The 19,850-nt window shown below is 62.7% G+C and carries 22 protein-coding genes; 12 read left to right on the top strand and 10 right to left on the bottom strand.

Features of this window, described 5'->3' with window-relative positions:
• Nucleotides 1-311 precede the first annotated feature (311 nt).
• Nucleotides 312-1,817, top strand: a complete 1,506-nt coding sequence (locus AC1DYO_RS18005; protein ID WP_477265464.1) for a peptidoglycan DD-metalloendopeptidase family protein — start codon at nucleotides 312-314, stop codon at nucleotides 1,815-1,817.
• Between the two features lie 165 nt (nucleotides 1,818-1,982).
• On the opposite strand, the gene AC1DYO_RS18000 is transcribed toward AC1DYO_RS18005, so the two are convergent.
• Nucleotides 1,983-2,858: an ATP-binding protein gene (locus tag AC1DYO_RS18000; RefSeq protein ID WP_477265462.1), complete on the bottom strand. Its 876-nt coding sequence runs from the start codon at nucleotides 2,856-2,858 to the stop codon at nucleotides 1,983-1,985.
• Nucleotides 2,859-3,129: 271 nt separating this feature from the next.
• Between AC1DYO_RS18000 and yajC the strand changes: the two genes are divergently transcribed.
• The 6 genes from yajC to AC1DYO_RS17970 all read left to right on the top strand — a co-directional run bounded on the left by yajC (nucleotide 3,130) and on the right by AC1DYO_RS17970 (nucleotide 9,029).
• Nucleotides 3,130-3,477, top strand: a complete 348-nt coding sequence (gene yajC / locus AC1DYO_RS17995; RefSeq protein ID WP_023667680.1) for a preprotein translocase subunit YajC — start codon at nucleotides 3,130-3,132, stop codon at nucleotides 3,475-3,477.
• A 287-nt stretch (nucleotides 3,478-3,764) separates the two neighbouring features.
• Nucleotides 3,765-6,314: a protein translocase subunit SecDF gene (secDF, locus tag AC1DYO_RS17990; protein WP_477265460.1), complete on the top strand. Its 2,550-nt coding sequence runs from the start codon at nucleotides 3,765-3,767 to the stop codon at nucleotides 6,312-6,314.
• Between the two features lie 11 nt (nucleotides 6,315-6,325).
• Entirely contained in the window at nucleotides 6,326-6,715 is a 390-nt protein-coding gene (locus tag AC1DYO_RS17985; protein WP_477265458.1) for an Mth938-like domain-containing protein, read from the top strand.
• 25 nt (nucleotides 6,716-6,740) lie between these two features.
• The gene (locus tag AC1DYO_RS17980; protein ID WP_477265663.1) at nucleotides 6,741-7,562 is read left to right on the top strand and encodes a phytoene/squalene synthase family protein; all 822 of its coding nucleotides are present in this window, start codon (nucleotides 6,741-6,743) and stop codon (nucleotides 7,560-7,562) included.
• An 82-nt stretch (nucleotides 7,563-7,644) separates the two neighbouring features.
• Nucleotides 7,645-8,079: a hypothetical protein gene (locus AC1DYO_RS17975; RefSeq protein ID WP_477265456.1), complete on the top strand. Its 435-nt coding sequence runs from the start codon at nucleotides 7,645-7,647 to the stop codon at nucleotides 8,077-8,079.
• Nucleotides 8,079-9,029 carry a sterol desaturase family protein gene (locus tag AC1DYO_RS17970; protein WP_477265454.1) on the top strand — a complete coding sequence of 317 codons (951 nt, stop codon included), beginning with the start codon at nucleotides 8,079-8,081 and terminating at the stop codon, nucleotides 9,027-9,029. The genes AC1DYO_RS17975 and AC1DYO_RS17970 overlap by 1 nt, the downstream gene beginning before the upstream one ends.
• Before the next feature lie 7 nt (nucleotides 9,030-9,036).
• On the opposite strand, the gene AC1DYO_RS17965 is transcribed toward AC1DYO_RS17970, so the two are convergent.
• From AC1DYO_RS17965 to trmFO, 3 genes are all read right to left on the bottom strand, one after another.
• Nucleotides 9,037-9,369, bottom strand: a complete 333-nt coding sequence (locus AC1DYO_RS17965) for a type II toxin-antitoxin system RelE/ParE family toxin (RefSeq protein ID WP_477265661.1) — start codon at nucleotides 9,367-9,369, stop codon at nucleotides 9,037-9,039.
• Entirely contained in the window at nucleotides 9,341-9,643 is a 303-nt protein-coding gene (locus AC1DYO_RS17960) for a type II toxin-antitoxin system ParD family antitoxin (RefSeq protein WP_477265452.1), read from the bottom strand. Before AC1DYO_RS17960 ends, AC1DYO_RS17965 begins: the two co-directional genes overlap by 29 nt.
• 69 nt (nucleotides 9,644-9,712) lie before the next feature.
• Nucleotides 9,713-11,122: a methylenetetrahydrofolate--tRNA-(uracil(54)-C(5))-methyltransferase (FADH(2)-oxidizing) TrmFO gene (gene trmFO, locus AC1DYO_RS17955; RefSeq protein ID WP_477265450.1), complete on the bottom strand. Its 1,410-nt coding sequence runs from the start codon at nucleotides 11,120-11,122 to the stop codon at nucleotides 9,713-9,715.
• 169 nt (nucleotides 11,123-11,291) lie between these two features.
• On the opposite strand from trmFO, the gene AC1DYO_RS17950 reads away from it, so the two are divergent.
• Complete coding sequence (locus AC1DYO_RS17950; RefSeq protein WP_181056094.1) at nucleotides 11,292-11,780, top strand: RrF2 family transcriptional regulator; 489 nt, start codon at nucleotides 11,292-11,294, stop codon at nucleotides 11,778-11,780.
• On the opposite strand, the gene AC1DYO_RS17945 is transcribed toward AC1DYO_RS17950, so the two are convergent.
• From AC1DYO_RS17945 to AC1DYO_RS17930, 4 genes are all read right to left on the bottom strand, one after another.
• Nucleotides 11,763-12,800 carry a mechanosensitive ion channel family protein gene (locus AC1DYO_RS17945; RefSeq protein ID WP_477265448.1) on the bottom strand — a complete coding sequence of 346 codons (1,038 nt, stop codon included), beginning with the start codon at nucleotides 12,798-12,800 and terminating at the stop codon, nucleotides 11,763-11,765. The two genes, AC1DYO_RS17950 and AC1DYO_RS17945, sit on opposite strands and share 18 nt — an antisense overlap.
• Nucleotides 12,801-12,866: 66 nt before the next feature.
• Entirely contained in the window at nucleotides 12,867-13,295 is a 429-nt protein-coding gene (locus tag AC1DYO_RS17940; RefSeq protein ID WP_477265446.1) for a cupin domain-containing protein, read from the bottom strand.
• A 60-nt stretch (nucleotides 13,296-13,355) separates the two neighbouring features.
• Nucleotides 13,356-14,108 carry an SDR family oxidoreductase gene (locus AC1DYO_RS17935; RefSeq protein WP_477265445.1) on the bottom strand — a complete coding sequence of 251 codons (753 nt, stop codon included), beginning with the start codon at nucleotides 14,106-14,108 and terminating at the stop codon, nucleotides 13,356-13,358.
• 63 nt (nucleotides 14,109-14,171) lie between these two features.
• On the bottom strand, nucleotides 14,172-14,651 hold the full coding sequence (locus AC1DYO_RS17930; protein WP_181056098.1) for a carboxymuconolactone decarboxylase family protein: 480 nt from the start codon (nucleotides 14,649-14,651) through the stop codon (nucleotides 14,172-14,174).
• Between the two features lie 135 nt (nucleotides 14,652-14,786).
• Between AC1DYO_RS17930 and AC1DYO_RS17925 the strand changes: the two genes are divergently transcribed.
• Complete coding sequence (locus tag AC1DYO_RS17925) at nucleotides 14,787-15,686, top strand: LysR family transcriptional regulator (RefSeq protein WP_477265442.1); 900 nt, start codon at nucleotides 14,787-14,789, stop codon at nucleotides 15,684-15,686.
• Nucleotides 15,687-16,030: 344 nt separating this feature from the next.
• On the opposite strand, the gene AC1DYO_RS17920 is transcribed toward AC1DYO_RS17925, so the two are convergent.
• Together AC1DYO_RS17920 and AC1DYO_RS17915 are read right to left on the bottom strand one after the other, a co-directional pair.
• A complete protein-coding gene (locus AC1DYO_RS17920) occupies nucleotides 16,031-16,174 on the bottom strand; it encodes a DUF1127 domain-containing protein (RefSeq protein ID WP_142865062.1) in 144 nt (47 codons plus the stop codon).
• 51 nt (nucleotides 16,175-16,225) lie between these two features.
• On the bottom strand, nucleotides 16,226-16,366 hold the full coding sequence (locus tag AC1DYO_RS17915; protein ID WP_091596947.1) for a DUF1127 domain-containing protein: 141 nt from the start codon (nucleotides 16,364-16,366) through the stop codon (nucleotides 16,226-16,228).
• Between the two features lie 235 nt (nucleotides 16,367-16,601).
• Between AC1DYO_RS17915 and AC1DYO_RS17910 the strand changes: the two genes are divergently transcribed.
• The 3 genes from AC1DYO_RS17910 to AC1DYO_RS17900 all read left to right on the top strand — a co-directional run bounded on the left by AC1DYO_RS17910 (nucleotide 16,602) and on the right by AC1DYO_RS17900 (nucleotide 19,829).
• Nucleotides 16,602-17,714, top strand: coding sequence for a DUF2157 domain-containing protein (locus AC1DYO_RS17910; RefSeq protein ID WP_477265439.1), 1,113 nt, complete (start codon nucleotides 16,602-16,604; stop codon nucleotides 17,712-17,714).
• Complete coding sequence (locus AC1DYO_RS17905; protein ID WP_477265437.1) at nucleotides 17,711-18,292, top strand: GDYXXLXY domain-containing protein; 582 nt, start codon at nucleotides 17,711-17,713, stop codon at nucleotides 18,290-18,292. Before AC1DYO_RS17910 ends, AC1DYO_RS17905 begins: the two co-directional genes overlap by 4 nt.
• 88 nt (nucleotides 18,293-18,380) lie before the next feature.
• Entirely contained in the window at nucleotides 18,381-19,829 is a 1,449-nt protein-coding gene (locus AC1DYO_RS17900; protein WP_477265434.1) for an aromatic amino acid lyase, read from the top strand.
• Nucleotides 19,830-19,850 lie beyond the last annotated feature (21 nt).

The raw sequence follows: 19,850 nt of genomic DNA, 5'->3' as shown, positions 1-19,850 counted from the left end.
TCATCGGTGGGAAGGGACCGGGCCATTCCACGGCCTGTCCGAAAGGACGACCAGGATCCACTCGGTCTCCTTCCCACTTCAACCATACAACAGAGCCAACACACAGGATCCCAGGGTCTCCGCGACGCCGCTTCGCGGCTGCTTCGCCCAGGGGTGACGAAGCTGGCGCTGACCTGAATCTCAACGCACCTTCGGCGGCTTCGAAAATGTTTTAAGAAAATTTGCGTCTGATTCTATGGGGTTAACCCGCCAGTAACATTAACGCGCTTTAATCATGACCAGTGTGTACCGGGTCTGTGCGGGTTAGTGCGATGCAATTCAGTGTTTTGAAGGCAAACGGGCGTACTCTGTCGCGGGGTTGCGCTGTCCTCATGCTAGCCGGAGTGGCGGCGGGGTGTAGCTCCCAGGCCTCACGGTTCAACGGTGTCGACGACGTCTTCACCTCCTCGACCAACAATCAGCGCGCCATTATCGACAAGCAGAGCACCGCGCAGCCCTATCCGGGCGACGTGGCGGCCGAGCCGATCGCTGCTGCACCGATCGATGGCAGCCATAGCCAGTCGGTCAGCCGTTCCAGCCTGGAGCCGGTCACCGTCCAGCAGCTGCCGCCGCCAAGCCAGGCCAAGGCTGCTCCAATGCGCACCGCCTCGGCGCCCGCCCTTGCGCCTGCACCGCATGTCGACAGGACGACCACTGGCACCGTGCAACCGGCGAGGCCGTTCAAGAATGCTGGTGAGCCCGACGCGCCGAAGCCGGCTGCTGTCGGCACGCCGCACGCCACCGAGATCGTCGTCAGGGACGGCGAGACCATTTCCGGCATCGCGCAGCACTATCACGTGCCGGCCGACGTGATCATGAAGGTCAACGGCCTGAGCGCCACCAAGGGGCTCAAGACCGGCCAGAAGCTGGTCATTCCGGCCTATGCCTATTCGAGCAAGGGGACCGAACCGAAACTTGCCGATGGCAAGCCGGCGAACAGCCCCAAGGCACCGGCGCCGGAGAAGGTCGCCGTGCTGCCGCAGCAGCCGAAACTCAAGGACGGCAAATCCGCCGCGCAGGTCGATGCTTCGGCCGCGAACAAGCCGAAGACCGACAAGCCGGCGCAGCAGACGGCTGCGGCCGCACCCAAGGCGGGCGCGGGCACCTATACGGTCCAGCAGGGCGATAGCCTGTCCTCGATTGCACGCAAGACCGGTGTTGGCGTCGTCGCGCTGAAGCAGGCAAACGGCATGCAGGACGGCCTGCTCAAGATAGGCCAGACGCTGAAGGTTCCGGCCGGCGGCACGGCAACGGTCGCCAGCGCCAAGCCGGCGAAGGTCGATCCGGTGACGACGGCGGCCACCCAGCCGGCGGCAAAGCCGACGGAGACACTCGCCACCTACACGCCGCCGAGGAAGGACACCAAGGTCATCCAGCAGGCCGAGGACGACGACGCCGTGGCGCCGGACGCCACCGGCATCGGCAAGATGCGCTGGCCGGTGCGTGGCCGCGTGATCTCCAGCTTTGGTGGCGGCAAGGATGGTGTCGACATCGCCGTGCCGGAAGGGACGCCGGTCAAGGCGGCTGAGAATGGCGTCGTCATCTATGCCGGCGACGGCCTCAAGGAATTCGGCAACACGGTGCTGGTGCGCCACGAAAACGGTCTGGTCACCGTCTACGGCCACGCCAGTTCGATCGAGGTGCAGCGCGGCCAGAAGGTCAAGCGCGGCCAGGAAATCGCACTGTCGGGCATGAGCGGCACCACCGACTCGCCGAAACTGCACTTCGAAGTGCGCAAGAACTCGGCCCCGGTCGATCCCTCAGGTTATCTCGAATAGTCGCGCTATCTCGAATAGAACAATAAACGATTGCAGGCCGTCTGACCTCCAGTCCGGCCCGCCGGCTCAGCCCGCTCCGCAAGGGGCGGGCTTTTTCAATGGTTTTTGTTCGACCACGATCTTGTCCGAAAACCGGCTTCCACTTTTCGGGATCGTGGTCGGATATCAATCGTTGAGCGGCTTGCCGAGGCGGCCGGCCAGATCCTGGGTGAATTGCCAGGCGACACGGCCCGAGCGGCTGCCGCGCGTCGTTGCCCATTCGAGCGCTTCGGCGCGCAACTGTTCCGGGTCGATGGTGAGCCCGTGATGGCTGGCATAGCCGTTGATCATGTCGAGATATTCGTCCTGCGAACATTTGTGGAAGCCGAGCCACAGGCCGAAACGATCGGACAGCGAAACCTTTTCCTCGACCGCTTCGGACGGATTGATGGCGGTCGAGCGCTCATTGTCGATCATGTCGCGCGGCAACAGGTGCCGGCGGTTCGAGGTGGCATAGAAGATGACATTGGCCGGGCGACCCTCGACGCCGCCTTCAAGGGCTGCCTTCAGCGACTTGTAGGACGTGTCGTCATGGTCGAACGAAAGATCGTCGCAAAACAGGATGAAGCGGAAGGGCGCTGCCTTCAACTGGCCCATCAGCCTGGGCAGCGTGTCGATGTCCTCGCGGTGGATTTCGATCAGCTTCAGCGGCAGATCGGACTTGGCCTTGGCGTTGATCTCGGCATGCACGGCCTTGACCAGCGAGGATTTGCCCATGCCGCGCGCCCCCCACAACAACACATTGTTGGCGGCGTGGCCGGCGGCGAAGCGCTCGGTGTTTTCGACCAGAATGTCGCGCACGCGGTCGACGCCGCGGATCAGGCCGATGTCGACGCGATTGACCTTGCGCACCGGCTCGAGATAGCCGGGATCGGCCTGCCAGACGAAGCAATCGGCCACGGCAAGATCGGTCCGCGGCACCGGCGGCGGGGCGAGGCGGGTGACCGCCTCTATCAGGCGGTCGAGCTTTTGGTTCAGGGCCTCGATGGTGCTGTCGGTCATGTCTCGGTCTTTGTTTGTTTCTGCACGAACGTGCGCAGGGGGAAATCGTGCTGGTCCGGGTGAGATAGAAACGGGTTCCAAGCTTTTGTTTGAGCATGATCTTTTGCGAAAACCACGCCCGTTATCCGGGAGCATGCTCTAACACGGGTCACGGGGCTGGAAAAGCAGCCGAAAGCCGGGCCGCGCAGTTGCATTGGCAACTTTACCCACTATATTCCGGCCAAATTTGGCGAGGCCGCCTTATGGCCTTCTTCGTAACCAGGAGTTCTTGATGTTCGTCACACCGGCATACGCCCAAGCCACGGGAACTCCGCTTGGTCCGTTCGGGGATATCGGCATGATACTCCCGTTCGTCCTGATCTTCGTGATCATGTATTTTCTCATCATCCGGCCGCAGCGCGCGCAGCTGAAGAAGCGCCAGGAGATGATCTCGGCGGTGCGCCGCGGCGACACGGTCATCACCGGCGGCGGCTTCGTCGGCAAGGTGACCAAGGTGATCGACGACAACGAGCTCGAGATCGACCTCGGCGGCGGCACCAAAGTGACGGCGCTGCGCTCGACGATCGCCGATGTGCGCGTCAAGGGCGAGCCAGTGGCCAACCAGAACGCCAAGAAGTAAGCATCCGGAGATACGGGCCCTTCGGGCGGTGTCATCCGCCGATACGACGGGTAAAAGCCGGATGTTGATTTCGCATCACGCCTGGCGGTGTTCCGAGTTATAATAAGGCCGAAAATCAACCGATTGACGCCGGAACCCACCCCGGCGGCAGCGGCAATCTGGCGTTGGCGCGCTCGACAATCGACGGTGTGCGGGGTAAGGGCGAGCCGGTGGCAAATAACAACGCCAAGAAATAACCGAATTGTCGGCGGAACGATCCGCCAGCACGCCCTGACGGACAACGCCATATGCTGTATTTTTCGCGCCTGAAGATGATCCTGATCTGGCTGGCTGTCGCCGCCACGTTCATCCTTGCCGCGCCCAATCTCTTCCCGGCCAGCACATTGGCGCAGTTGCCCAGCTGGGTGCCGAAGCGGCAGATGACGCTCGGTCTCGATCTGCAGGGCGGCTCGCACATCCTCCTGCAGATGGACCAGAACGATCTGGTGAAGGCTCAGCTGGAGACGACGCGCGACGAAATCCGCACGCTGCTGCGCGACGCCAAAGTGGGCTATACCGGCCTTGGCGGCACCGGCAGGACCGTGCAGGTGCGCATCACCGACCCGGCTCAGATCGATGCCGCCAAAACAGCGCTGAAGCCGCTGACAGATCCGGTCGCCGCCGGCCTGTTCACCGGCGGCTCCATCCAGGAAATGTCGCTCGATGATTCCGAAGCCGGCCTGTTGAAATTCACCGTCACCGACGCCGGCATCAAATACCGTACCTCGGCCGCATTGGCGCAGTCGATCGAAGTCGTCGAGCGTCGCGTCAACGAACTCGGCACCACCGAGCCGATCGTGCAGCGGCAGGGCGACGATCGTGTCCTCGTCCAGGTGCCGGGCCTGCAGGATCCGCAAAGGCTGAAGGAGATCATCGGCCAGACCGCCAAGATGACCTTCCAGATGGTCGACACTTCGATGTCGGTGCAGGATGCGCTGAATGGCCGCCCGCCGGCAGGCTCCTCGGTGCTTTACTCGCAGGACGATCCGCCGGTTCCCTATCTGGTCGAGAACCGTGTCATCGTGTCCGGCGAAGATCTCGCCAAGGCGACGGCAACCTACAATTCGCAGAACAACGAGCCGGTGGTTTCCTTCACCTTCAATTCGCGCGGCGCGACGCGGTTTGGCCAGGCGACGCAGCAGAATGTCGGCAAGCCATTCGCCATCATCCTCGACAACCAGGTGATTTCGGCGCCGGTCATTCGCGAACCGATCCTTGGCGGCAGCGGCCAGATTTCGGGCAATTTCACCGCTGAAAGCGCCAATGATCTTGCCGTGCTGCTGCGCGCCGGCGCGCTGCCGGCAAAGCTGACCGTGATCGAAGAACGCACTGTAGGTCCAGGCCTCGGCCAGGATTCGATCCATGCAGGCAAGGTCGCCGGCATCATCGGTTCCATTCTCGTCGTCGCCTTCATGTTCGTCGCTTACGGTTTCCTTGGTTTCCTCGCCAACATTGCGCTGGCCGTCCACGTGGCGATGATCGTCGGGCTTTTGTCGCTGCTTGGCGCAACGCTGACCTTGCCCGGCATTGCAGGTATCGTGCTGACCATCGGCATGGCGGTCGATTCCAACGTGCTGATCTATGAGCGCATCCGTGAGGAGCGACGCGCCGGCCGCTCGGTGATCCAGGCGATCGATACCGGTTTCACTAAGGCCCTGGCGACGATCGTCGATTCCAATGTGACGTCGCTGATTGCGACGGTGGTGCTGTTCTATCTCGGTACCGGTCCGGTCAAGGGCTTTGCCATCACCTATGCCATCGGCATTCTGACCACGGTGTTCACCGCCTTCACCTTCACCCGCCTGCTGGTGTCGATCTGGCTGCGCCGCGCGCGTCCGAAGGAATTGCCGCGCGCGCCGATCACCTTTGTTCCGCCCGGCACCAAGATCCCGTTCATGGGCATCCGGCGCTGGACCTTCGCCCTGTCCAGCCTGCTGTCGATCCTGTCGGTGGTGCTGTTCTTTGCCGTCGACATCAATTACGGCATCGACTTCAAGGGTGGCTCGATCATCGAGGTTCAGTCCAAGCAAGGTGATGCCAATATCGGCGATATCAGAAGCCGGCTGTCGGAACTGAACATCGGCGAAGTCCAGGTTCAGCAGTTCGGTGCCCCCAATGACGTGCTGATCCGTGTCGGCACCCAGGAGGGCGGCGAGAACGCCGAGCAGACTGTCATCGACAAGGTGCGCGGCGAGCTGCAGGATACCTATGATTTCCGCCGCGTCGAAGTGGTGGGACCGACGGTTTCGGGCGAGCTGGCCAAGCAAGGCACGATTGCGATGATCGTCGCGCTGATCGGCATCCTGGTCTATGTCTGGTTCCGCTTCGAATGGCAGTTCGCGGTCGGCGCCATCGTGGCGACCGTCCACGATGTGGTGATGACGCTGGGCTTCTTCGTCATCACCGGGCTCGAGTTCAACCAGTCGTCGCTGGCGGCAATCCTGACCATTATCGGCTATTCGCTCAACGATACGATCGTCGTCTATGACCGCGTTCGAGAAGATCTGCGCAAATACAAGCGAATGCCGCTGCCGCAATTGTTGAACAACGCCATCAACGAGACGCTGTCGAGAACGACGCTGACCTCGGTGACGACCATCCTGGCGCTGCTGGCGCTGGTACTGTTCGGCGGCGAAGTGATCCGCTCGTTCACCATGGCGATGCTGTTTGGCGTCGTCTTCGGCACCTATTCGTCGATCTTTATCGCCGCACCCTTGCTGATCCTGTTCAGGCTGCGGCCACAGGCGAGCGCCGACGAGGAGAAGCCGGTTGGTGGCGGCAAGGCCGTGGCGACCTGACGGCCGCTCACGTGGCAAAAGGCATCGTCATCCGTGAGGCGCACTTTCCTGGCCGGGCGCCGATCGAGGCCTACGGCAATGGCGGCTTTCGTTTCGCCGACATGTCGCATCGCGGCTCGCTGCTGTGCCTGCCCTCCGGCATCCATGGCTGGGAGCCGGCCGATCCGCTGGCGCTGACGGCGGCCGATTTCGGCTTGCTGCTGGCCGAGGCCGGCACGGTCGAGATCCTGCTGGTAGGCATGGGCAAGGATTTGCGGCCCTTGCCGGCGGCACTTCGGGCGGCGCTGAAAGCGGCGGGTATTGCCTCCGACCCGATGTCGACGGGAGCGGCGGTGCGAACCTACAATGTGCTGCTCGCCGAAGACCGCGCCGTGGCTGCGGCGCTGATCGCCGTCGACTGACGTGACCGACGCCGCCAACATCGTCATGGAGGCGGTGCGCGCCGGCGACCATGACCGCTATGTCAGCGCACTCTACTCACCGGCCGACAAGCGCCAGGCGCTGTTCTCGCTTTACGCCTTCAATGCCGAGATCGCGTCGGTTCGCGACCGCATTCATGAGTCCTTACCGGGCGAGGTGCGGCTGCAATGGTGGCGCGATATCGTTGCCGCCGAGGCGGCGGCCACCGGCAACCCGCTCGCCGATGCGCTGAAGGCGACGATTGCCGCCCACGGCCTGCCGAAAACCGCGTTCGACAACATGCTCGAAGCGCGCATCTTCGACCTCTATGACGATCTGATGCCGTCGCGCACCGATCTCGAAGGCTATTGCGGCGAGACGGCGGCGGCGCTGATCCAACTGGCGGCGATGGTGCTTGATCCCGTTGAGGCGCCGCGCTTTGCTGAACTTGCGGGCAGGGCGGGCTGTGCCCAGGCGATGACCGGCCTTTTGCTGCTGTTGCCGCTGCATCGCCGGCGCGGGCAATGCTTTGTGCCGGCCGATATCCTGGCGGCGGCGGGCTCGTCACCGGAAGAATTTGTCAGTGGCGATGGCGGTCCCGGCGCGGCGCGGGCGGTGGCTGCAATGATCGCGCTGGCGCAGGAGCATCTCAGTGCTTTCGAGCAGGGAGCTTCGGCCCTGCCGGAGACGCTGCGCCCGGCATTTTTGCCGCTGGCCCTGACCAGCGCCTATCTCGGCAAGATGGCGAGTGGTCGCCGATCGCCGTTGGCCGGGACCGTGCGGCTTTCGGCCTTGCGCCGGCATTGGCTGCTGCTCAGACGCGCGACGCGGGGCTGGCGGCCCATTTGACGTAAACGTCAATCGTGCTAGGACTCCGTCGGCCCGAAATTGCCGCCGAAAGACGCGACCGGTCCGGAGGAGACAGCTGTTCATGAGCCTGCCTGTGCTGGTCGCACTCGTCGTTGTCGGCATTGCGCTGTCGGTTCTCGCCGTGCACTTCACCGGCGGCAGCAAGGTTGCGACGCTTGACGGCGCGGATCAGGCGCTTAGCCGTTTCGCCGATGATTTTCCTGACGAGAGGATGGCGGCGGTACGCCTGACGGCGGACGCCAGGACGGCGTTCCTCGATCTCGGGGAGGAGCGCATCGGTATTGTTCACAGTGTTGGCGACTGCTTTTTGACGCGCATCGTCACGCCGCACGACATCGTGGCCCTGGACATCGATGAAGCCGGCGCCGTCTCGCTCGGGCTGGCTGACTTCACCTGGAAGGGCGGACGCTTCGCCTTCGCCGACAAGGCTGACGCCAAGGCTGTTGCGGCAGCGCTTGGGCCGCACAATCCGAGCCTGGCGAAGGAGGCCGCGTGATGGACGACTACAATTTCCCTGAGGTGACCCAGCTTGCCATCCCGTTCTTTGTCGCCGCCATCCTGATCGAGCTTTGGCTGGTGCGGACCGGCCGCGCCAAGGGCTCATTCGAGACGCGCGACACACTGACCAGCCTGATGATGGGCACCGGCAACGTCGTTGCCGGGCTGCTGCTCGGCGTCGTCTCCTACTGGGCGCTGCTGTGGCTCTGGCAGTTCCGCCTCTTCAATCTCGGCCTGTCCGCGTGGGTGTTCCTGGTCGCCTTCCTGCTCGATGATCTGCGCTACTACATCTACCACCGTATCGCTCACCGGGTGCGCTGGGTGTGGGCAGAACACGTCAACCACCATTCCAGCCAGCATTACAATCTGTCGACGGCGCTGCGGCAAAGCTGGACCGGGCTGTTCACCTTCATGTTCGTGCTGCAGGCGCCTTTGGTGCTGCTTGGCTTCCATCCGGCGGTCATCGCCTTCACCTTCGGCTTCAATCTGGTCTGGCAGTTCTGGATTCACACTGAAGCCATCGGCAAGATGTGGGGCTGGTTCGAATTCATCTTCAACACACCCTCGCACCACCGCGTCCACCACGCCACCAACCCGCGCTATCTCGACGCCAACTATGCCGGCACGCTGATCATCTGGGACCGCATGTTCGGCACCTTCGTCGCGGAGCTGGAGGAGGACCGGCCGCGCTATGGCATCGTCAAAAATCTCGGCACCTTCAATCCGCTGAAAGTGGCGTTCCACGAATGGATTGGCATGTTCAGGGATGCCTTCGCGCCGGGGCTGACGATGCGCGATCGCCTCAACTACCTGATCAAGCCGCCGGGCTGGAGCCATGACGGCTCGCGCGAAACTTCGGAGAGTTTGAAGGCGGCGTATGTCAGGCGCAATCCGGGGGAGGCGGGTAAGCCGGGGCTGCCGATGGCGGGTGCTGAGCCGGCGGAGTAGCTGCTTTTCAGGATGGGTCGCCCGATCCGCCATCCCGCATAAGTGCCTCATAGTCGCGACCGCCGTAGAAGATGTTGACGATGAGAACTGCATCGCTCTCGATCACATAGGCGATGACGGCTGAATGCTCGAACGGGACAGTGCGCAGTCCAAGCGAGATATCATCTCTCGATCGGCCGCCGCGAGGCGCGTTGCCGATGCTCTGGCAGCGCTCCCTGATCCGATCCACGAAACCTTTGGCTACGTTTTCGCTGCCGCTTGCCTCAAGGATGTAGCTGGCAATCGCTTCGAGATCGGAGATCGCGTTTTCGCTAAGAACGACGACGAGGCGCTGGATCATCATAGTCCTGCGCCAGTTGCGAGATTCGGCTCTTCACCCGATCAATTGCTTCGTTGAGAGGGACAGCGGGCCTTGTGTCCTCGATCGATGCCTTCACCCGCGCTCGGATCGAGGCAATGCGCTCTGCGTGCTCATCTTCCTCACGCTGGAAGGCGCGAAGTGCCGCGCGGATAACCTCGCTTGCCGAGCCAAACGAGCCGTCCTCGACCTTTTCGCGGATCATCCGCGCCATGGCAGGAGTAACGGTGACTGACAGCTTTTCGGCGGATTCCATGATTGGGCTCCATCATGCACAAAGTAGGATACTATCCTACTTTGTGCCGAGCGTCCAACCTGAACGTGCTTACTCCGCCGCCTCTGCCCGCGACGGCAGCCCTAGCCACTCCCGGCAATCGGCCTGGGCGCGCGAGGTGATGGCGTGTCTTTTGGCCACCGTCTTGTCCTTGCCGCGCAGGCGTTTGCCTTCGATCTTCACGGCTTCGACCGGCGGGAACAGGCCGAAATTGACGTTCATCGGCTGGAAGGAGCGTTTTCCCGGCTCATCGTCGGAGACGATGTGGCCGCCGGTGATGTGGTTGAGTAGCGCGCCGAAGGCGGTGGTGAGCGGCGGCAGCGACAGCTCATAGCCGAGACGCTCGGCGGCGGCGAAGCGGCCGGCGAGCAGGCCGATCGCTGCACTTTCTACATAGCCCTCGCAACCGGTGATCTGGCCGGCAAAGCGCAATCCTGGCCGGGACTTCAGCTGCAGCGAAGCGTCGAGCAAGGTCGGCGAGTTGATGTATGTGTTGCGGTGCAGGCCGCCCAGTCGGGCGAAGTCGGCGTTTTCCAGGCCCGGAATGGTGCGGAAGACACGCACCTGCTCGGCATGCTTCAGCTTGGTCTGGAAACCGACCATGTTGTAGAGCGTGCCCAGCGCATTGTCCTGGCGCAGCTGCACCACGGCATAGGCTTTGACCGTCGGATTGTGGGCATTGGTCAGCCCCATCGGCTTCATCGGGCCGTAGCGCAGCGTCTCGACACCACGCTCGGCCATAATCTCGATCGGCAGGCAGCCGTCGAAATAGGGCGTGCCTTCCCATTGCTTGAATTCGGTCTTCTGGCCGTCGACCAGCGCCTGCACGAAGGCAAGATACTGGTCCTTGTCCATCGGGCAGTTGATGTAATCCTTGCCGGTGCCGCCGGGGCCGACCTTGTCGTAGCGCGACTGGAACCAGCAGGTGTCCATGTCGATGGTGTCGAAATGGATGATCGGGGCAATCGCGTCGAAGAAGGCCAGCGCATCGGCGCCGGTTGCCTCGGCGATCGATTGGGCGAGCGAAGGGGCAGTCAGCGGGCCGGTGGCGATGATCGCCTGATCCCACTCCGCCGGCGGCAGGCCCGGCACTTCCTCGCGCTCAATGGTGATCAGCGGGTGGGCTTCGAGTTTTTTGGTCACCGCGTCGGAGAAACCGTCGCGGTCGACGGCGAGTGCGCCGCCGGCTGGCACCTGATTGGCGTCGCCGGCGCTCATGATCAGCGAACCGGCCAGCCGCATTTCGGCATGCAGCAGGCCGACGGCGTTGTTCTCGGCATCGTCGGAGCGGAAGGAGTTGGAGCAGACGAGCTCGGCCAGACCGTCGGTCTTGTGCGCATCGGTGCCGCGCACCGGGCGCATCTCATGCAGGATTACCGGAACGCCAGCTTGTGCCGCCTGCCAGGCGGCTTCGGAGCCGGCGAGGCCGCCGCCGACGATGTGGATAGGATTTTTGCTCATGAGCGCCGGAATAATCGCTTGGCGCGCTGTTTGCAATTGGCCGGCTGCGAGGGTAGGCCGTTGTTGCCCCCGTAACCACTCCGCCGGACCGTCTGTTTACACGGCAGAAAAATAGGGATATTTCATATCCTTAATATAAGTTCGATCGGTATCGACCCGGAATCCATTGATGATCCTGAAAAGCCAAGTCGAATGGGCGCTGCACTGCTGCGCCATTCTCGCGGGCCTGCCTGCAGGGCGTTATCTCTCCACAAAAGCGCTCGCCGAGTTCCACGGCCTTCCAAAAGAGTATCTCTCCAAGGCGCTGCAAAGCCTGTCTCAGGCGGGCCTGGTCGATACGACGCTCGGGCCGTCAGGCGGGTACCGGCTGGCACGGCCGCCGGCCGAGCTGACCTTTCTCGAGATCGTGGAAGCGGTGGAGGGCAAGGCGCGGACATTTGTGTGCACCAACATCCGCGAAAACAATCCGTGCCGTCCGCAGGGCTATTGCGAAAGCAGCCCATGCGCGGTGTCGCGCATCATGTGGGAAGCCGACGAGGCCTGGCGGGCAAAACTGCGCAGCGTCAGGCTTTCCGACCTCACCGAAGCGCTGGCGCAGGAGATCCCGCCGGAGCTTTGGAAGGACAGTTTTGAATGGGTGCTAGAGCGCGCCGGATGAACGTGAACGCATGACCGTCGCGGGCGGCTGGTCAGCCGTCGCCGGCAATACCACGGCATAGCTCTGGGGCGACATCGCAAGGAACAGACCATTCGCCTCGCAGTGGCGATGGACAAGGTCGATCACCTCATTCCTGGCCAGCAACCGGTCGCCCGGACCGGCCACGCAAAAGAGCAGGTCGATCCCGATTGCCACCGCGTCGATCTCCTTGAGCGCGACGAGCGGTGCCGGCTCTTTGACGATCCGTTGGCATTTCTGGAGAGCCGCGTGCATGGCCTCCTCGATGATGTGCGGCGCGTGCGTCGCGGCAATCCGCACGGTCAGGCTTATCAACTGCCTCTCGTCGGGACGGCTGAGATTGGTCAGGCTGATCTTCGCCAACACGCTGTTGGGCAGGACGACGATGTTGTTGGCGCCGGTAAGCAGGTGGGTGGAGCGCCAGGTTGTTTCGACGATGCGTCCTTCCGTACCGTCGCTCAGCATGATCCAGTCACCGAGCGTGTAGGGTCGGCCCAGTGTCAACGCGATGCCGGAAAAGACGTCACCAAGCGTGTTCTGCAGCGCAAACCCGACAATGATGGCAACCACGCCCGACGTTGCCGCCAGCGTTGCGACGGGAACTCCGAAGACGAAACCCGTTATCGACAGCGCCACGCCGAGATAGATGACTGCGACGACCAGTTCCTGGAGCAGGCGCGCTTCTCGTGGCCGGTGTTCCACGACGACATAGAGGCGCACAAAGCCGACGAGCGTCCAGGCAAGGTGTATCCACCAGAGGATGCGCGCCGACTTTGCCAGATACACGCCCGCGCCTTGGATATCTGTGAGATCTGTCTCAGCCACCCAATGCGGCAGGATACCGCTGAAGCCGAGCACCGCGGTCATGCCGGCGAAGAACAGGATCTGGACGATCAGGCGTGCCATCGAGCGCCCGCGACCCTGAAAACGCCAGACGACAATGCCGGCAAGCCCCAGCAGATTGATCAAGACCAGGGCAAGGAAGTGATGATCGCCGAACATGGGTCCCCGATATGATACAAACTCAAGGCAGGGCCGGACGCCAGCAAGGCGCCCGGCCTCTTCGGCCTACTTCGTGACCGGATAGGTCAATTCCTTCTGAGCGGTATCGACGACGAAGACGGCCAGTAGTTTTGCGGGCTTCGTCTTGCTGCCGTTCTCGCTCACGCTGTGGCGATCGCCCGGCATCTCCGAAAAGCTCTCGCCGGCCTTGTAGACCTTGGCCGGATCGTCATTGACCTGACTGCGGATGGAGCCTTCCAGAACCGTCGCGTAGATGAACGCCGAGCTTGGATGCGTGTGCGCCTCCGAGAAGCCGCCGGGGCCGTATTCGACCAGGATGCCCTTGATGCTCTTGCCCGGCGCATTCGGCAGTTCATGCTCATAGACGAGGGTGACCTTGGCAGCTTTTTCGCCAGCGGGATGTGTATCTGTGGCTCCGGCCGGGCCAGCCACAGCGGCCGTCACGATGAGGGCAGCGACGATTGATTTGATCATTTGAGAACTCCTTTGTGTGAGGCAATGCGCTGCGCCTGGACTAACAGCGCAGCCTGACGGTCATTTCCGCGCCGAGGTCGGAAACCATTGCTCGAAGGTGATGTGGCCAAGGCGGGGATTGTTGTTGGAGACGAGCGAATTGTCGTTCAGCCGCGCGCCGAAGTAGAGCGCCTCCGGATCGGCCACAACCTTGCGGGGATCGCCGACAGCCTTGAGGTAGCGGGTGACGAGTTCGCTCATCCGCACGCGCTCCGGACCGGAAATCTCGATCATGCCGTTGATTGGCGCGGCGAGCGCGACACGCGCCATGACGTCGGCGACGTCGTCGGATGCGATGGGCTGCACATAGGCCGGCGACAGATGCACGGCTTCGCCGACCGTGCCCGACTTGGCGATGCCGGCGAGGAATTCCATGAACTGCGTGGAATGAACGATGGTGTAGGGAATGCCGGACGCCTTGATCAGCTGTTCCTGGACGAGTTTGGCGCGGAAATAGCCGCAGTCCTGCAGGCGTTCGGTTCCGACAACCGAGAGCGCGATATGGTGCTTGACCCCGGCAGCCTTGCCTGCCGCGAGCAGATTGCGGCCGGAAATCGTGAAGAAATCCATGGCGGCCTTGTCCTCGAAGGAGGGTGAGTTGGCGAGATCGATCACGACCTCGGCGCCGGCCAGCGCCTCTTTCAGGCCTTCGCCGGTGATGGTGTTGACGCCGGTATTCGGGGCGGCGGCGATCACCTCGTGGCCCTGTTTGCGCAGGCGTTCGGTGGTTTTGGTGCCGATGAGGCCGGTTCCGCCGATGATAACGATTTTCATGATGCTCTCCGTTTGCGGCGCGCTGTCGCGCCGCGTCGATTGATGGGTTGCTCTGGGAACGCGTTAATTCAGGCCGGCCTTGTCGAGGCCGTAGAACTTGTCGGCGGAGCCGGGCACGGCCTTGAAGGCAACACTGACGCGGTTCCAGGCATTGATGGCCATGATCGAGAAGGTCAGGTCGGAGATTTCCTTTTCCGAAAGCTGCCCGCGCACGCGCTCATACAGGTCGTCGGGAATGCCGCCTTCGGGCAGTTTGGTGACGGCTTCGGTCCAGGCGAGGGCGGCGCGTTCACGCGGAATGAACAGGGTCGATTCCCGCCAGACGGCGACATGGTAGAGCCGCAGCTCGCTCTCGCCATGGATCTTTGCTTCCTTGACATGCATGTCGAGGCAGAAGGCGCAGCCATTGATCTGCGATGCCCTGATATGGACGAGATCGCGGATCTTCTCTTCGATGGCACTGTGTGCCTCGGCCATGCTGAGGTCGGAAAGTTTCTTGAACAGCTCGGGCGATTGTTGGGCGGCGTTCAGACGCTGTGTCATTGCTTGTCCTTCCGGGGGTTTTGAGGATATTTTGTGTCCTTAAGGATAATTAATATCCATAATAGCTGGACAGTAAAGCGCCTGCCGCCTAGGATGCGGACATAAGGCATATGTCGAAAGGTAATGGGGATGAGGATGGACGTCGTATCGGCGTTGCGAACGTTCCTGCGGGTGGCGCAGACAAGGTCCTTCTCCGCGGCCGCGATCGACCTCAATCTGACGCAGCCGGCCGTATCCCGGCAGGTCTCGGCGCTGGAAGCGCATCTGAAGACGCGCCTTTTGCATCGCACGACGAGCGCGCTTGCCCTGACGGTGGAGGGTGAACAGATGCTGCCGATGGCTCAGCGCGTGGTGGAAGCGGTCGAAGCGCTGAGCGAAGCGAGTGGCACTGAGGGCGCAACCGTATCGGGAAAAGTGCGGCTTAGCCTGCCCACGCCGCTCGGGTTGTTTATCGGCGACCGCCTTGCAAGGCTGCTGGAGAGCCATCCATCTCTTGCCGTCGAACTGATCTTGCGGGAGGAACCCTCGGATCTCGTCGCTGATGCCATCGATCTCGAGGTGCGCCTCGGCCCGGTCGGCGACAGCAGCCTGATCTGCCGCCGGATCGGCTGGACGACTGCCTTTCTCGTGGCCTCGCCTTGCTATCTCGAAGGGCGGGATACACCGCAAACGCCGCAAGACATCAGAGATCACAGCTGCATTTGTTACAGCCGTGCCGGCGATGGCCGGTCATGGTCGTTCTCCGACGGGGCGGATGATGTTGTTCTGCGGGTTGAGCCTCGCCTGGTCGCCAACAATTCAATGGCCGTCCATCGGGCAACGCTGGCGGGAGCAGGGCTTGCGGTGCTGTCCCATATCCTGGCCGGGCCGGACATCGAGAAAGGCAGGCTGGTCAAGGTGATGCCGGATTTTCCGCCGACGCGGCTGCCGATCAACGTCGTCTACCCATCGCGCAAGAACATGCCGCTGCGCGTGACGACGGTGCTCGACTTTCTTGTCCAGTCTGTCCGCGACGATGCTCTCATGGCGGCATAATCGCCCTGGTCGACAGCGTGCTCAGCTGAAAACCTGCCCTAGAAACAACAACACCCGCCGGGGGAGGATCCGGCGGGTGTCGTTTTGGGGGCCGATCCTCGGGAGGAGGTGGGGATCGGCCTTATTCGTCATCGCCGGGGAGGAGGTCGGCTTTGACGAAATTCTTTTCGCCGGATCGAGGGAGGCGAAATCCCTGGAAGACGAACTACGTTCGCTTCGGAAACAACGCCCGCCGCGGGAGGAGGTGCGGCGGGCGCCGTTTTGGTGGTCAACCCTCGGGAGGAGGTGAAGGCTGACCGTTTCCGTCAGGGTCGGGGAGGAGGTCGACCCTGGCGAAATTCTGGTTAGATCGTCGCCTTGCGGGCGATGATCTTGATCTCGTCGCGGACGATACCGAGATCATGGAGCTGGCGGTTCGAAAGGCGACCCAGCTCGGTAACGGTGTCGCGATAAACGCGCCAGTTACGATAGTTGCGGATCAGGTTCATTGTCGTTCTCTTTTTCAAAACAGGTTCGGACCATTTGCGATCCGAAGAGGATTAGACCGCCTTGCGGGCGACGTAGTGGATGTCGCTGCGGCTGATGCCGAGGTCGGTCAGTTCACGGGTCGACAGGCGGCTCAGCTCGGAGACCGTGTCCCGGTAGCGGCGCCAGTTGCGGTAGTTGCGGATCAGGTTCATGGTAGTACTCGTTTCGTCTTTCTTCGGATCATTCCGTTTGTGTACGAACAGAAAATAGGTGGGACTATATCGATTTAAAAGTGCCATTGACGCATGGCAGCAATGCAAATTGTGCAATGCAACATTAACGCCCGTTCACGGCTTCGACATAAAGAAACCCGAATCGGAAAATGCCGTGGCGTCAATAATTTGACCCGATCGGCTGTCAGAAAGACCAAACTGGGGGAGACGCGGCATGGCGAGCTATTCGTCACGGGTGAGGTCGGATATCGGGCGTTGGCTGCAGGCCGGTCTGATCGATGCGCCGACGGCCGATGCGCTGACGCGCGATATCGAGGCAAACGAACGCAAATCGCTGAGCTTCGGCACCATCCTGGCAATGATGGCGGCGCTGCTGTTTGGCGCCGCGATCCTATTGTTCGTCGCTTCCAACTGGGACGCCATCCCGCGGTTGGTGCGCGTCGCGGCACTGTTTGCCGTCATTCTCGCCGGCTATGTCGGCGGCGCGCTCTTGAAGATGCGCGACCATGCGGCGATCGGCGAGGCGCTGTGGATCGTGGCGGCCGCGGCCTTCGGCGGATCGATCGCGCTGATCGGCCAGATGTACCATCTCACAGGCGACGAGGCCTCGGCCATCGTCACCTGGGGCATCGGCACGGCGCTTGCCGCAGTGGCGTTGCGCTCGAACCCGCTGACCGTCGCGGCCGTCGGCATATCCGTTGCCTGGCTGTTCGTGCGCGAGTTCGACTTCTACAGCCGCACCGAATTCCCGAATTTCTTCGTCATCATGGCGCCGGTGCTGTTTGTTATCTCGTTCTGGACGCGCAGCCAGCCGGCCCGCCACCTGATCCTGCTCTCAGTCATTTTCTATATTGCGGTGCGCGGCATGGACCACAACACGCTGCTGCTGGCCATCCCGCTGGTCGTGGTGTCGGCGTTGCTGTTTGCGGTCGCGATCTTCGCCGCCGAGCCGGTCGACAGGATTTTGCAGCTCGGCGGGCGGCTGCCCTTGCACGCCTTGATCGGCTTTCTGACCGGCCTGGCCATGATCCAGTTCGAGCTTGGCGATCACAGCACATTCAACGGCGGCTTTGCCATCGCCTCGGTCGTGGCACTGGCCGGCATTGCTGCGGCGATCATGCTGGGCGGGCGCGAGAGCAGGGGGCTGCGCTGGGTCGCCTATGCCGGCTTTGCCTTCGAACTCGCCATCATCTACGTGGTGACCTTGCAGTCGATGCTCGACACGGCCGGCTTCTTCCTGGCCGCCGCGGTGCTGTTCGGCATCTTGGCCCTCGTCATCATCCGCGTGGAAAAGCGCATGAAGGCCCCGGAAGGAGCGGCAGCATGATATCGGGAAAGAAACTTGTCATCTCGGCGCTGGTCCTGGCGCTCGTCCAGATCGGCTTCCTGAGCTGGATCATCGCCGGCCGCGCGGCAATCCTGCGCAACGGCAAGGAAGTGTTGCTGAAGATCGAGCCGGTCGACCCGCGTGATCTTTTGCGCGGCGACTATATCATCCTAGGCTACGAGATATCGCGCTTGCCGGTAAAGCTGATCGCCAACATTGCGGCCGGCCAGACCACCAGCGAGAACACGCCGATCGTGGTCCGGCTGAAGTCGGGCGCCGACGGCTACTGGCATGCGACCACGGCCTGGTTCGGCAAGGCTCCGACGCTGGCAGCCGCCGACGAAGCCGATATTGTCGGCCAGGTCGCGCCGGGCTGGACGCTTGACCCCGAATCCACGATCGCGCCGCAATACGGCATCGACCGCTTCTACCTGCCGGAGGGACAGGGCATGGCGATCCAGAACGACATGCGGGTGCGGCCATTCGGGGTGCGCATTGCGCTCGCGGCCAATGGGGAGGCGCAGATCAAGGCGCTGATGGACGGCGACAAGACAATGTTCGAGGAACCGCTCTACTAGAATTGACGACTGGAATTCATTTCAGGGCATGGGTTTCGGTAAAGATCGATCGCTTCGCCCGCAGGCAACAAAGTTCGGGCGAAGAACCATGACGATTACGCTGACGACGCGCGAAGACATTAATCTCGACTCTGTGTTTCGTGTCGCCTGGAAAAACGACACGGTCGAAATCGGCGACATGGCCCTGCAACGCATTGCCGAATGCCGTGCCTCGTTCCTGAAACTCATCGAATCCGATCCGCCGCCGGTCATCTATGGCGTCACCACCGCCATGGGCGAGCTGGCGAGCCGCAAGCTCGAACGTGACGAGCGCGACCGCCATGCGCGCATCAAGGCTTTTGCCGCCGCCACATCGTTTGGCGAGCCGCTGCCGGAGCGTGTCGTCAGGGCGATCGTGCTGGCCCGTCTCACCAACTTCATCGAAGGCAATGCGGCCACCACGCCGCGCATCGCGCAGGCGGTTGCCGCGATGCTGGACGGCGGACCGATGCCGGTGGTGCCGTCGCAGGGGCAGGGCGGCGCCGGCGAGATCCTGGCACTCTATCCGCTATTTGCCGCGCTTACCGCTGGCTTGGAGCTCGAAGTGAAGGAGCGAGGTTCGCTGATCAACGGCTCGCCTTGCGCGGCGGCACTGGTCGCGGACGCGGCGCTGGCCGCGCGTCGTCGCGTTGCCATGGCGCACAAGGTGTTTGCGCTGTCGATCGAAGCGTTTCGCGCCCCGCTTGAGCACTATGATGCCGCGCTCGACGGGCTCTGGGGCGACGAACACGAAGCGGCGGCCTTGCGCGGATTGCGGCAGTTTCTGGTCGGCGCCGGAGACGGGCGGCGCAACTACCAGGCACCGGTCAGCTACCGCACCGTGCCGCGCGTGCTCGGCCACGCGCATCGTGCGTTATCTGGCGCGGAACGGGCGGCCACCGTGTCGCTGGCCTCGATATCGGACAATCCGGTCTATATCCCGCCCGACGAAGCGCACCCACTGGGACGCTGCATCTCCACCGGCGGCTATCATAATGCCATGGCGACGCCGGCGCTTGATGATCTGGCGGCGATCTGGGCCGATCTCTGCCTGCTCTGCGACCGCCACGCCTCAAAGCTGCTGAACGGCAAGGTGTCGCTGCTGCCCGACCTGTTGATGACCGGGCGGCACTGGGCCGACAGCGACGGCCACGGCAATGTCGGTTATGTGCCGATGGCGATCACCGGCTATCTCGAGCAGGCCAAGCTCGCGGCGCAACGCACCTTCATTCCGGGAACCGAATCCGCCGGCGCCGGCCAGGACGACGTCGCCACGACGGCATTCTTCGCCTGGACCAAGGAGGCAACCGCAGGCCGCTGCCTCGATGCGGCGATGGCGATGCTGGCCATGATCGCCTCGCAGGCGCTGCACGTCACCGAACGCGCCACGCCGCCGGCGCTGCAGGATTTTGTCGCGGATATCAGGCAGATCGTGCCGCCGGTTGATGCCGACCGGGTGCTGGGGCCTGAACTGGCGAAGCTGGCAGATTGGTTCACGGGCCAGGTGTTTGAAGCGTAGGGCGCCGCCAGTCCTCCTTCG

The organism is Mesorhizobium sp. P2_F5 (genome assembly GCF_056403715.1).
Note: the sequence above shows the minus strand (reverse complement) of the source record. Positions and strands in the feature narration are given on the sequence as shown.

Coding starts and splice junctions, on each gene's coding strand:
- AC1DYO_RS18005 (WP_477265464.1), top strand. CDS start 312: ATGCAATTCAGTGTTTTGAAGGCAAACGGGCGTACTCTGTCGCGGGGT.
- AC1DYO_RS18000 (WP_477265462.1), bottom strand. CDS start 2,858: ATGACCGACAGCACCATCGAGGCCCTGAACCAAAAGCTCGACCGCCTG.
- yajC (WP_023667680.1), top strand. CDS start 3,130: ATGTTCGTCACACCGGCATACGCCCAAGCCACGGGAACTCCGCTTGGT.
- secDF (WP_477265460.1), top strand. CDS start 3,765: ATGCTGTATTTTTCGCGCCTGAAGATGATCCTGATCTGGCTGGCTGTC.
- AC1DYO_RS17980 (WP_477265663.1), top strand. CDS start 6,741: ATGGAGGCGGTGCGCGCCGGCGACCATGACCGCTATGTCAGCGCACTC.
- AC1DYO_RS17975 (WP_477265456.1), top strand. CDS start 7,645: ATGAGCCTGCCTGTGCTGGTCGCACTCGTCGTTGTCGGCATTGCGCTG.
- AC1DYO_RS17970 (WP_477265454.1), top strand. CDS start 8,079: ATGGACGACTACAATTTCCCTGAGGTGACCCAGCTTGCCATCCCGTTC.
- AC1DYO_RS17965 (WP_477265661.1), bottom strand. CDS start 9,369: ATGATCCAGCGCCTCGTCGTCGTTCTTAGCGAAAACGCGATCTCCGAT.
- AC1DYO_RS17960 (WP_477265452.1), bottom strand. CDS start 9,643: ATGGAATCCGCCGAAAAGCTGTCAGTCACCGTTACTCCTGCCATGGCG.
- trmFO (WP_477265450.1), bottom strand. CDS start 11,122: ATGAGCAAAAATCCTATCCACATCGTCGGCGGCGGCCTCGCCGGCTCC.
- AC1DYO_RS17950 (WP_181056094.1), top strand. CDS start 11,292: ATGATCCTGAAAAGCCAAGTCGAATGGGCGCTGCACTGCTGCGCCATT.
- AC1DYO_RS17945 (WP_477265448.1), bottom strand. CDS start 12,800: ATGTTCGGCGATCATCACTTCCTTGCCCTGGTCTTGATCAATCTGCTG.
- AC1DYO_RS17940 (WP_477265446.1), bottom strand. CDS start 13,295: ATGATCAAATCAATCGTCGCTGCCCTCATCGTGACGGCCGCTGTGGCT.
- AC1DYO_RS17935 (WP_477265445.1), bottom strand. CDS start 14,108: ATGAAAATCGTTATCATCGGCGGAACCGGCCTCATCGGCACCAAAACC.
- AC1DYO_RS17930 (WP_181056098.1), bottom strand. CDS start 14,651: ATGACACAGCGTCTGAACGCCGCCCAACAATCGCCCGAGCTGTTCAAG.
- AC1DYO_RS17925 (WP_477265442.1), top strand. CDS start 14,787: ATGGACGTCGTATCGGCGTTGCGAACGTTCCTGCGGGTGGCGCAGACA.
- AC1DYO_RS17920 (WP_142865062.1), bottom strand. CDS start 16,174: ATGAACCTGATCCGCAACTATCGTAACTGGCGCGTTTATCGCGACACC.
- AC1DYO_RS17915 (WP_091596947.1), bottom strand. CDS start 16,366: ATGAACCTGATCCGCAACTACCGCAACTGGCGCCGCTACCGGGACACG.
- AC1DYO_RS17910 (WP_477265439.1), top strand. CDS start 16,602: ATGGCGAGCTATTCGTCACGGGTGAGGTCGGATATCGGGCGTTGGCTG.
- AC1DYO_RS17905 (WP_477265437.1), top strand. CDS start 17,711: ATGATATCGGGAAAGAAACTTGTCATCTCGGCGCTGGTCCTGGCGCTC.
- AC1DYO_RS17900 (WP_477265434.1), top strand. CDS start 18,381: ATGACGATTACGCTGACGACGCGCGAAGACATTAATCTCGACTCTGTG.